The sequence below is a fragment of the Actinomyces sp. 565 genome (assembly GCF_010365615.1).
Classification (GTDB): domain Bacteria; phylum Actinomycetota; class Actinomycetes; order Actinomycetales; family Actinomycetaceae; genus Actinomyces.
The window spans coordinates 24,267-35,512 of record NZ_PIZD01000060.1; the positions used below are offsets into that span (position 1 = coordinate 24,267).

The 11,246-nt window shown below is 68.3% G+C and carries 9 protein-coding genes, 1 tRNA gene, 1 other RNA gene and 1 pseudogene; 7 read left to right on the top strand and 5 right to left on the bottom strand.

The features are described from left to right. Window positions 1–929: 929 nt before the first annotated feature. Window positions 930–1,514, top strand: coding sequence for a Panacea domain-containing protein (locus tag GZ997_RS09735; RefSeq protein ID WP_162679747.1), 585 nt, complete (start codon window positions 930–932; stop codon window positions 1,512–1,514). Continuing rightward, window positions 1,511–1,921 carry a type II toxin-antitoxin system death-on-curing family toxin gene (locus GZ997_RS12810; RefSeq protein ID WP_161925147.1) on the top strand — a complete coding sequence of 137 codons (411 nt, stop codon included), beginning with the start codon at window positions 1,511–1,513 and terminating at the stop codon, window positions 1,919–1,921. The genes GZ997_RS09735 and GZ997_RS12810 overlap by 4 nt, the downstream gene beginning before the upstream one ends. 82 nt (window positions 1,922–2,003) lie before the next feature. Here GZ997_RS12810 and GZ997_RS09745 read toward each other — a convergent pair whose 3' ends face one another. The 3 genes from GZ997_RS09745 to GZ997_RS09755 all read right to left on the bottom strand — a co-directional run bounded on the left by GZ997_RS09745 (window position 2,004) and on the right by GZ997_RS09755 (window position 4,057). Then, on the bottom strand, window positions 2,004–3,071 hold the full coding sequence (locus GZ997_RS09745; protein ID WP_161925146.1) for a hypothetical protein: 1,068 nt from the start codon (window positions 3,069–3,071) through the stop codon (window positions 2,004–2,006). A gap of 527 nt (window positions 3,072–3,598) precedes the next feature. Further along, window positions 3,599–3,823 (bottom strand): hypothetical protein, encoded by a 225-nt coding sequence (locus GZ997_RS09750; protein WP_161925145.1) that lies wholly within the window; start codon window positions 3,821–3,823, stop codon window positions 3,599–3,601. 146 nt (window positions 3,824–3,969) lie between these two features. Continuing rightward, window positions 3,970–4,057, bottom strand: a tRNA-Ser gene (locus GZ997_RS09755). Window positions 4,058–4,230: 173 nt separating this feature from the next. Between GZ997_RS09755 and ffs the strand changes: the two genes are divergently transcribed. The 5 genes from ffs to GZ997_RS09780 all read left to right on the top strand — a co-directional run bounded on the left by ffs (window position 4,231) and on the right by GZ997_RS09780 (window position 9,684). Beyond that, window positions 4,231–4,325: signal recognition particle sRNA small type (gene ffs / locus GZ997_RS09760), an RNA gene on the top strand. A gap of 164 nt (window positions 4,326–4,489) precedes the next feature. After that, window positions 4,490–5,146, top strand: coding sequence for a hypothetical protein (locus tag GZ997_RS09765; protein WP_162679748.1), 657 nt, complete (start codon window positions 4,490–4,492; stop codon window positions 5,144–5,146). Between the two features lie 113 nt (window positions 5,147–5,259). Next, entirely contained in the window at window positions 5,260–8,250 is a 2,991-nt protein-coding gene (locus GZ997_RS12815) for a DNA polymerase III subunit gamma and tau (RefSeq protein ID WP_162679749.1), read from the top strand. Between the two features lie 2 nt (window positions 8,251–8,252). After that, window positions 8,253–8,867 carry a recombination mediator RecR gene (gene recR, locus GZ997_RS09775; RefSeq protein WP_161925141.1) on the top strand — a complete coding sequence of 205 codons (615 nt, stop codon included), beginning with the start codon at window positions 8,253–8,255 and terminating at the stop codon, window positions 8,865–8,867. Between the two features lie 325 nt (window positions 8,868–9,192). Next, entirely contained in the window at window positions 9,193–9,684 is a 492-nt protein-coding gene (locus GZ997_RS09780) for a hypothetical protein (RefSeq protein WP_162679750.1), read from the top strand. Window positions 9,685–9,929: 245 nt separating this feature from the next. On the opposite strand, the gene GZ997_RS09785 is transcribed toward GZ997_RS09780, so the two are convergent. Next, window positions 9,930–11,021, bottom strand: a complete 1,092-nt coding sequence (locus tag GZ997_RS09785; protein WP_162679751.1) for an ABC transporter permease subunit — start codon at window positions 11,019–11,021, stop codon at window positions 9,930–9,932. Continuing rightward, window positions 11,018–11,246: pseudogene (locus GZ997_RS09790) on the bottom strand (DUF4162 domain-containing protein); the annotation flags it as partial. The pseudogene GZ997_RS09790 and the gene GZ997_RS09785, both read right to left, overlap by 4 nt.

Consider the following 11,246-nt stretch of genomic DNA (forward strand, 5'->3'; position numbering starts at 1 on the left):
AGGGGCGGTCCTCCTTCGCCGGAGCGACGCGGTGCGGGCTCCCATATACCCGCCCCGTCTCGGACTCGGGCCAGTCACCGGGCTCCCCATTCCCTCGTGACCCGTTCCGTCCGGCGGCAGTAACCATGTAACCCGCCGCACCTGGGAGGAGGCCCGCCGCAGCGCTGTGAAATGGCTAGGAACCTGTGCTGACTGCGCGATGCGGGCGCGCAGGTGTCACGGATTGCACCACTTTCAGCCATGGTGAGTTGGCGCGGGCTCGTCGATGCAAGCGCTCATGCGGGCTATGGCCTTGGGGTATGGGGCTTCGGCGGTGAAAGTGGTGCAATCTGTGACAGGGCACGGTGTGTTGCTCGCAGGCCGATTTGGGAGCTGGGCGTGCTCGGTGGTGAGGCCCGCAGGGCCGGGCGCAGGCTCCGCCGGTGAAGGCTGCCTTACCGCCTGACCGCCACGGCCCGGGGCCGCTCGCGTACCGACCTGCTGTTCACCACCCCGTCCGGCACCCCGGTACGCCACAACGTGTTCTTCCAGCACGTCTGGGCGCCCGTGACCCGCCTCGCCTCCGGCCGCCCCGCCCAGGACCCCGTCAGCCGCCGCCGGCCCACCAGCCTCCTCGACGGCGTCAAGCCACTGCCCAAGGGGCAGGCCCTCGACGTGCGCCCACGCATCCACGACCTACGCCACACAGCCGCCTCGTGGATGATCGCCGCCGCGCCGTCGCCGACGCTATGCCAACCATGCTCGCCCTCGCCCAGTAGGTCATCCTGCCTACGTCGGCGCTGAACTTCTGTTCTGGCTCCGATGTGAGCTGGTAAGCTTGAGTTTGCGAGGAGTACGCCACAAAACTCGCCAGGTCTTGCTGGTCCTCCATACGATGACGTTGAATGTCTCGGCGCTCAGCATCGCGTTGAGAGATGAGGTGAAGCACCATGACAAAGTCGATCGTTCGTCCTACCAGGTCCTACCCCCCCGCGTCTCCTGTACTCCTCGCCGTATGCAAGTACATTCGCTCGCAGGACTCCGGTGCTGATCGGATGAAGCTCCAGAAGCTGCTGTACCTCATCCAGGGCTCCTACCTGGCCCAGACGGGGAACCCCCTCTTCCCCGAGACTCCCCAGGCCTGGCAGTACGGCCCCGTCTACCCGGCTGTGTACTTTGTCGACAGGTACGAGACCAGCGATATTGACTGCGCTGACACGAGCGTCTTGACCGAGGCTCAGAAGCATCTGATCGGAGCCATCGTCACCAACAACCACGAGAATCGCCCCGTAGACCTCATGAAGCTAACTCACGAGTCCGATCCTTGGGTTGAGGCACGTGGTGACCTCGCACCAGAGGAGTCCAGCCGGACGGAGATCACGCATGAGTCCATGCTGCGGTTCTTCTCCAAGCCCGGGAACGCAACTACCACCGCTACGGTCACTGACGAGGCGCGGTGGGACGATCTCCCAGCTGGCTTCATGGAAGCAGAGGAGAAACGCTGGGCCGGACTACTTGAACGTCTGGCCTCGTGAGCGAGGACATCGAGAGTGAAGATCCCGCGGACGCTATCTATCGGTTCGCTCTCTGTTACCACGAGCGCGAATTCGGTTCGAGATACGCGATCATCGGTGATGACAAGCTCCGCAGCGCTTGCGGGCGCCCGTTCCATACGTTCGGCGGGGAGGTACTGTTCCCAACGCTAGCCGGGCGCGCCGCCGCGCTTCTGGACGCGATCAATCAGGCCCATGCCTTCACCGACGGTAATAAGCGCACGGCCTGGATGTGCCTGGTGTACTTCCTGGCACGCTCCGGGTACAGCATCCGCGCCGACGACGCCGAAGCGGAGGCTCTGGTTCTAGCTGTGGTCAAGGGCGATGTGGAGCTTGACTTTGTGTCGTCGTGGATCGCGGCCCGTCTGAGTGTTCGACGTTCGCAGTAATGAGTCCACCAGACCCAACGAACACTGAGGGGGCCACGTCAGATCTGGCGTGGCCCCTCAGCCGTGTTTCGCGGCTGCCGGGTTAGTCGTCCCAGTCGAAGTCCGGGCGGGGCGTGGTGGCGGGCATCTTGTCAATGTTCGCGTCGGTGACCGCTTCGCCCAGGTCGTCGAGCCAGTCCTCGTCGATGGTTTCCGCATCGGCGGTGTTGAGCACGACGTCAGCCTTGAGCTTGGTGCCCTTGACCACGGCCCTTACGATCGGCACGTAGCCGCGCTGCTCAATGTGCCTTACCAGGGGCAGGAGCTTGTCCGATTGTCCCTTGGTCAGTACTCCGACGCGCTGCCCGTCGATCTCGACCTGCACGCATTCGTATGACGACCGAGGCCGGATCTCGTTAATGGACCGCAGGGACGCCGCAACATGGTTGTCTACGTTGACGCCGCGGAGCACATACCCGGCCAGGACGTCCATGTGCTCATCCTCCTTGGTCACTTGGATGCGTCTGCCCGTCGGGATTACGGCATACGGCACGTTGGGGAAGTCATTGGAGGGATACATGCCTGATGGCTCGGGCACTACGAGCGTCACGCGGGCGTTGACGTCGCCGCCGGCGGAGGGGCGGCTCGCCCAGATCCTCGCCCGAACCCGCACGAGTACCCCGTTGTCATGCATGCTCTCCAACGTCGGAAAGTATCTGTCGGCGTCCTCTTGGGCGAGGTATCCGACGTGCTCCCCACCGAAGTACACGGCCACCGCGCCATCCCCACCGTAGGGATTATTCGGATCTGGGACGAGAATCCCCTCCCCGTAGACTTCGGCGCCGCCGTACTGGTCGAACCCCGGCTTGCGACCCAGTAGGCGCACGAATGCCCGCTGTCGGTACTGCTCCCCCACAACCTCCAACGATTGGCCTGGAGCCCATGGGTCCACGAGCGTCCCCAGCGGCTTCGGCGGCACCCAATCGCCTCTTGCAGTGCTGTAGCCCTCCCGGTCCTTGCGCTCCTGCTCGGCCCGCTCGCGCTCGCGGGCGGCTGCCGCGGCAGCAGCTCGTTTCTCTTCGCGTTCTTTTCTGCGCGCAGCCCTGGCAGCTTTCCGCTCAGCGCGCTTTGCCTCCTGCTCTTCCTCGGCTGCCTGCCGCTCGGCTTCCATCCGACATCGCTTCGCGGCTTTATCCTCGGCTGCCTTGGCCTTCTGAGATTCGTCGTGGGGGTGTGGCTGCAGCAGAATCGGTCGCGGTGGTGTCGGTTGCGGCGGTGGGGGTTGGGGCTGTTGTGGGAGAGGCTGTGGCAACAGGGGCTGGGGCTGAAGCAGGGCCGGTTGCGGTGGCGTCGGCCGGGCTGCGGCGAGTTGAGTGGCTTGTCGGACTGCGCGCTCGGCGGCCCTTCTGTCCGCTCGTCGGGCTCCGAGGAACAGGAGCACCGCGACCACGATTGGTGGGATCACGAGGATCAGGGAGCCGATTACGGCGTCTCCGGCGCTATAGTCGGCGGTGGCCATGGCGCCGATGATCCCGATGACCCAGAGGCCTGCGAGGAGCGCGGACAGGACGCCGAGGACGCGCAGTGCGATCCCTCAGCCGGAGGGCTTCATGTTTGCCTCTTCCTTGAGGGTTAGGTAGTGATGGCGTCTCTTATCTTGCGCTGCGTTTAGCTCGTCTGCGCGGTTTTGAGGCAGCCTCAGGCAACGATCTTGTGACGACGCAGCGTCTCCCTATAGGCAAGGTTGATCCAGCTTGGGACGTCGAGTTCGACGGCGAGTGCCCCCAGGTGTGGCTCCACCAGGGCCTCGGCTGCCCGGTAGGCGCCTGGGGTGATGAGCCTGCACGCTACTTGCCGGTCTATGCGGGCCTCCACGGAGCGGGTCTGGTGGTCGTCGTCCCCGCGGGCGGCGTGCCGCCACATGCAGATGGCCGCCCCACACACGGTTGGGTGTGGGGCGGCCCTTTTTCATGCGCCTGTGTGGTGGTTCTCGTCACGTCGGTGGTGGGCAGATGTTGACAGGAGGAAAAGAGAATCCCCGGAATCGTTGTGATTCCGGGGAAAAGTGGTGGCGGAGGATGGGGGATTCGAACCCCCGAGGGCTTGCACCCAACACGCTTTCCAAGCGTGCGCCATAGGCCACTAGGCGAATCCTCCAGGTGCCGCACGCGGCTGCTCACCGCGCGTAGCGAGAAGCGAATATATCGGACCGAGTGCCCTTAGCGCCAACCCGGAGTGGTGGCATCGGTCACGAGTGGTACCTGCGGAGTGGGTGGTACCGGCCCGGGCGGTGACTTGACCGCCTCCGGGCATCATCAGGTAGTCTCAGGCCCGGCCCCTCGTGCGGCGTCATCCAGTGAATCCCCCAGGACCGGAAGGTAGCAAGGGTAAGCGGGCTCTGGCGGGTGCACGAGGGGTCCTTTACGTCCGCTCATGTGCGTCTCTCCTGTGCGCCTGCTCTTGTGCCTCAGTGCGCGCGGTCCCTCGCCGTCATCCGCCTGTGCCGACGCGTTGGCGTGTGCCCCGCCGGGTGACGCGCGGGTCGTACTGCCCATGGAAGTCCGCTGTGGGATGGCCTACAGTTACGGCATGGCTATTAAACAGAACTCGAAACGCAATATTGGACGTATGGCCTCCCTGCTCTTGGCCGGGAGCCTTGCGGTGACCTTGGCCGCCTGCGGATCCTCCGACTCCTCCGCCCGGTCATCGGACGCAGCGGCCGATGCGGTGGTCACCGAGACGGTCGAAGCCGCCGAGGAGACGGAGCCGCTGGCCGCTGAAACCGAGGACGTCGGCGAGGAGGCGGATACTGACGCCCCGGATTCTGCGCAGGCCGATGCCGGCGCCGATGCCGACTCCGCGGGCGCGGCGACCCCGGCGCCCGAGGGCGCGATGATCTCCGCCATGTACAACCGGGACTTGCCCGAGGAGGTGGGCGACTTCACCCACACCGGGAGCCTCGGAGACGCGGAGGAGTACAAGCTCGATGAAGATGCCGGCGCCTTCAACGCCATCGGCGTCGAGTTCATAGTGGGCATGGATTATGCGGGCGCGATCGAGAACCTGAACGACACGGTGCCCGGCGGCACCGGCCTGTGCGGCACCTCCAGTGGGAGCGACCATCCCCTCTGCTACCTGCAGACCGCCGACGGCGCGTTAGTTGTCACGGCATACTCCACCTTCATCACCGTCGACGAGGCCGCCGCCTTCTGCAACGAGCTCACCGCGCAGCTCGGCACCGAGTAACGCCCCCAGGGGCTTCACCGCCGGGCGGGAGCGAGATGCCTTCCCCAGTGGTTAAGCGATTGGCAATGCGCCAGGCGTCGCATCGTGTCGGTGCACCCGTTTAGAGTCGGACCGTGACCACCGCCCTCTACCGCCGCTACCGGCCCGACACCTTCCAGGACGTCATCGGGCAGGAGCACGTGACTGCTCCGCTCATGGCGGCCCTGGGCGCCGACCGCGTCACCCACGCCTACCTCTTCTCTGGCCCGCGCGGCTGCGGCAAAACCACCTCCGCCCGCATCCTGGCGCGCTGCCTGAACTGCGAGCAGTTCCCCACGGACACCCCCTGCGGGCAGTGTCCCTCCTGCCGGGACCTGGCCACCGGCGGGCCGGGGTCGCTCGACGTCGTCGAGATCGACGCCGCCAGCCACAACGGCGTCGACGACGCGCGCGACCTGCGTGAGCGCGCCTCCTTCGCCCCGGCGCGGGACCGCTACAAGATCTTCATCCTCGACGAGGCCCACATGGTCACCCCGCAGGGCTTCAACGCCCTGCTCAAGCTGGTCGAGGAGCCGCCCGAGCACGTGAAGTTCATCTTCGCCACCACCGAGCCGGACAAGGTGATCGGCACAATCCGCTCCCGCACCCACCACTACCCCTTCCGGCTCGTGCCGCCGGACATCCTGGAGGACTACCTGGGGCGCCTGTGCCAGGCGGAGGGGATCGGTGTCGGGCCGGGCGTGTTCCCGCTGGTGGTGCGCGCCGGCGGCGGCAGCGTGCGCGACACCCTGTCGGTCATGGACCAGCTGATCGGCGGCGCCGTCGACGGCGAGGTCGACTACCAGCGCGCCGTCGCGCTGCTCGGCTACACGGACACCACCCTGCTGGACTCCTGCGTGGACGCGGTAGCAGCGGCCGACGGCGCGGGCGTGTTCCGGGTGGTGGATCGGGTGGTCACCTCCGGGCACGATCCGCGGCGCTTCGTCGAGGATCTGCTGCAGCGACTGCGGGACCTGCTGGTGATCGCCCTGGCGGGCAGTGAGGCCGGGCCCGCCCTCGGATCTCTGCCCGCCGACGAGCTTTCCCGCATGGAGGGCCAGGCCCGCACCATTGGCGCGGCCGGCCTGTCCCGGGCTGCGGACGCCACCGCCAAGGCCCTGGACCAGATGGTGGGTGCCACCTCCCCCCGGCTGCAGCTGGAACTGCTCATGGCCCGCCTGCTGCTGCCCGCGGAGTCTGCGGCGCCAGCCCCGCAGTCCGCGGCCCCGGCAGCCCCCGCACCAGCGCGCGACCATGACGCTGCGGCCTCTGACCAGTTACGGGCGGGTGCCGGCGTGGCAGGCGGAGCCGCTGCGCCCCAGGCGGTCGGCGGCGCACCGACGGGCGCGCCTGAGCCGGACCGCCCCGCCCGCCCCGGACACGACGCCGCCCCGGGGAGCATGGCGACGCGACCCCCTGCTCAGGATTCCCCGCCTAGCGCCCCGGAACAGGGGGGATCAGCCCCCGCAGGGGGCGCCGCCGACGCCGAGATGATCCGCTCCCGCTGGGAGGAGGTGCTCGACGCCGCCAAGCGCTCGCGCCGGGCCACTTGGGCACTGGTGGGGCCCAACTCTCAGCCCGGTGGTATTAGCGGCGGCGTCTTCCAGGTCATCTTCACGGGGCAGGGCCTGGTCAACGCCTTCGAGAACGGAGGCCACGGACCGGTGCTCGCACAGGCGATCCGCCAGGCACTGGGCCTGGAGCTGGAGGTACACGCCGTGCTGGCCGGTCCCCAGGGCGGTCCCGGTGGTGCGGACGGCCCCCGGGGAGGTGGTGGCCCGGCTGGGCTCCGCCGCGGGTACGGCGGTCGACCGGGGCAGGGCGGGAACGCCGGTGGCTCGGGGGCGTCCGCCCATGCCCCTGCCGGTGGGTCCGGCGCCAACCCGGCACGGGCCGCCACTGACGGCGATAGACATTCCGCGGATGGCTCCCCGCGTGGTGTGGGCGCTGCGGGCGGGCCCGCGGCGGCAGCAGGCCCGGCTGCACCCGTCGGCGACGACGGTTGGGGAGAGGTCGCTGTTCCCGGTAGTAGGGGCGGTGCGCGCGGTCAGGCGATCACCGCCGCCGAGAGCGCCCCGAGCCCGGAACCGACCGGTTCGGGCCAGATTCCGGCCGACGAGCCAGGCAGTGAGTTGGCGGGCGGGCCAGGCAGTGACTTTGCCGGCGAGCCGGCCGGCGGGCCTGGCAGTGAGCTGGCCGGCGAGCCAGACTCGCTGGCTTCCGCGCCGCAGGCCGCGCCTTTATCGGACGAGCCTTTGGTACCCACTGCAGGACCTCTGGAACCGCATGCGCCGTCGGCGGGACCTGCGAATGGCGGCGCCACCCCTCCCAGTGACGCATCCCCCGCGGACGCCGCGCTGGATGCCCGGGCAGTGGTGGCGCCCGCACCGATCAGCGTCCCAACAGGCCCCTCCGCCCGGGCACAGGAGTGGGCGCCTGAACCCGATGCGTCCGGTATCGCGGCAGAAGCGGAGACCAGCCCTGAGGCGGCTAACGCGGCGTCCGGCCCCGCGCCGACGGCAGGCCGGGATGACGATCCCGATGCGGCCCCACTAGCCACCGTCCACCGCTTGCGCCCCCTGCCGGAGATTCCCGAGCCGTCACCGGATTCACCTCCGAAGACGGAATCGCCCGGCGCCGCCGAGCGGCCTCTGGACTCGGCGCCGGCGCATCAGGACGATTCGGGTTTCGGTGACCAGCCGCCGTCGGCGATCCCGGCGGACTCCCGGCCGCACCGGCTGGCACCGGTTGCCTGGGACGGGCCGGAGCAGACCTTCTCCGACGGCGTACCGGTGCCGGAGGAGCCCGGCGATCCTGAGGGACCTGCGGACGGCGGCCCGCGCGTCGGATCTGCGCGGCTGGCTGCGGCGCAGGCGGCCGCTCGGGCCGCAGCCCGGGGCGGTGCCCGGGAGCACCGCAATGACAGCGCTCCGCAAGCGCCTGCGCGTCCTGTTCTTGAAGACGACCTTCCCAGTGAGGATGATGAGGACGCCGAGGAGGCCGGCGTCGTCGGGCTGGAAGTCGTCAAACGTCTCCTGGGCGCAACCGTCCTGGAGGAGATCACGGTTACCCAGGAAGGACACTGACTTTGCCCGCTGCGTATGAGGGTGCGCTTCAGGACCTTGTTGACCAGTTCGGCGAGCTGCCCGGTATCGGCCCCAAGTCCGCCCAGCGGCTCGCCTTCCACATCCTGTCGGCGGACACTGACACCGTTGAGCGCCTGGTGGAGGCGCTGCGCGCTGTGAAGTCCCGGGTGCGGTTCTGCGTCACCTGCGGAAACGTTGCCGAGTCCGAGCAGTGCACCGTATGCCGCGATCCGCGCCGTGATCGCAGCGTCATCTGCGTGGTGGAGGAGCCCAAGGACGTCGTCGCCATTGAGCGGACTCGCGAGTACCGGGGCCTGTACCACGTGCTCGGCGGCGCCATCGACCCGATCAACGGGGTTGGCCCGGACGACCTGCGTATTCGTGAGCTGTTCACCCGGGTGGGGGACGGAGCCGTGGAGGAGGTCATCATCGCCACCGACCCTGACGTGGTCGGTGAGGCGACCGCCGCCTACCTGACGCGCATGCTGCGCACCATGGCCGTGCCCGTATCGCGGCTCGCCTCCGGCCTGCCGGTGGGCAGCGACCTGGAGTACGCCGATGAGGTCACCCTCGGGCGCGCCTTCGAGGGGCGGCGGCGTGTTGACGCGGATGGGTGAGTTGCGGGGGGCGTGGGTGAGTTGCGGGGCGCGGGGTGCAGGATTGAATCTTCTGCGCGGTAGCCAGCGAAGGGTGCCGCCGCGTTATTCGTTCGCGGCGCCGTATGATTCCCGCGTTTTCCAGCTTGGTGCGGGTACCGGGGGTCCTTTCTAACGGATTGAGGCAATGCGGACCTGGCGGCGCAGTCCGGGCGCGCTGGGCCAAGGCGCCCGTGATCGTGAATCGCAGGGTACGCTGGGGTCACTATCAACGGCTCAAGGTCGAGGAAGTTGAGCCCGCGGGAGGAGCACCATGCCTGCCATTGGACGACGTAACGGTATCAGAATGGCCATTGTCGCGAGCGCCGCCGCCATTTCGGTGCCGGTTCTGACGGCGTGCTCACGTTCAGCTCCGTCATCCTCCACCATGGGGACGGCGCCTACGGGAGCCCAGTCCTCAGGCGGAGTGAAGCTGTCAGCCGGGCCCATGGACTCGACGGCGGCGCCTGCGCCTTCCATTGCTGAGGGCGCCGAGCCGACGCTGTTGACGCCCCGCGATGATCTGGTATCACCGTCCCGGCTCCGGTGGGAATCGTGGAAGTTGATCGACTCAACTACTGTCGAGGTCAGCTTTACCGGCGGCTCGCCCACATGTGAGGGCGTGTCGGTGGAGTTGCTGGAGACCCCGCAGGACGTCACCATCAATCTCAGCCACGGGGTTCTGCCGGAGATGGCCGACGGCGATTGCCCGGCGATTGCGGTGCAGTCGGCGGTGCGGGTCACTCTGTCTGAGGACCTCGGTGAGCGAGAGGTCCGCCAGGACGACTTCTCGGAGTGAGCTGCCGCTTCCTCCGACGGCAGCGCGGAATGACCGTGTATACGGCTTGCGCCATCGCCGCGCAAAACACGACCTTGGTGACACTGCACGACCTTGGGGTATAAATCACGACCACCCCGGGGTCGTGGAACGTACCCCAAGGTCGTGTTTTGCGGGCGGGGTCGACGCGAGCGGCCGCCCGTGCCCGTGCCACCAGGAGCATGCAGGTGCCGTAAGCGGTGGAGCAGATCGCTCCGCCTGACGGGTCACGCCAGGCGGATGCCGCGGGGGAGCGGCCCCGCCGGGGTGCGCAGCCGCTTGGCTGCGGCCGCGACACCAATGGCGCCCAGTGCCAACAGCAGTAGGGCGCTGGCCGGCCAGAACGGCACGTGGCCCACCGAGTAGTGGTCGCGGAAATAGTCGTAGTTCGAGGCCCCGGCGGTGGAGTCGGTGTCGTCGGCCGGCTCGGCGCAGGGATTGTCGATGACTCGTGAGGGCTGCGGGTCTCGCATCCAGTCCACCTCCTGGCCGAGTCCCTCCAGTATGTTCTCGGAGCTGTACTCACGTGAGGGCTGCTCCAGCGGGGCGCGCGCGGAAACATCCCCCAGGGCCACGAACGGGTTGGGCACGAGCAGCCACCAGACCCACTCGGTGTGGGTGACCGTGTTGTGGTAGGTGTGGGGCTCTGCCTCACACACGAGCTGGTCGTCGGTGGAGGCGTCGTAGTCGATGGAGTACTCGATCATCTCCTGCTGCTGCCGCGCGCCGGAAAGCCCGATGACCATGGTCAGCGGCGTCCCGATCACCAGGGCCGCCACCACCAGGTAGGTCAGCACCGCGGAGGCGGAGGGGCGGGCCGTGGCCGCGGAGAACCCCAGGCCGATCCCGCACACCGAGCCCAGCGTCACCACCAGTAGCAACAGGTGCCCCAGCAGCGCCATCCAGGTCGCCCCACCCATCAGCGTCAGCACCAGTAGGAAGGGCAGTGCTACCGCCAGGAAGGCCATGGCCGCCAACCACGCCGCCAGGAGCTTGCCGACGGCGATCTCCCAGGAACGCAGCGCCGTCGCCTGCAACAGCGCCAGGGTCGCATCGGTGCGGTCCCCGTTGACGGAGGTGGCCGACAGCGTCGGCGCCACGATCAGCCCGATCCCGAGCACGAAGCACAGCACCACGTCATACAGCAGCGGTGCGAACTCCTCGTAATCGGCACCCACGGAGGCGGCCAGCCACAGCATGCCTACGAACAGCACCGTCAGCACCACCGCCCACACCAGCAGCATCATCGACCAGCGCGTGGCCCGCACCCGTTGCTTCAGCTCCAGCACCGCCACGGTGTGTACTCCCCGCCGACTCATGCGCGCTCCTCCTCCAGTGCGAGATATGCCTGTTCCAGCTCGCCCGCCGCCGGTGCGAAGGACACGACCTCCACGCCGGCCGCGACGGCGTCGCGCAGGAGCCGCGCGGCCGCGACGTCGTCGGGCACCCGCAGCCGCAGCGAGCCGTCGGACTCGGTGCCGGCACCCGGCGGTGCCTGTTCGCGCGCCCACGCCGCGAGCCGGTCGCCGTCCAGCGCCCGCATC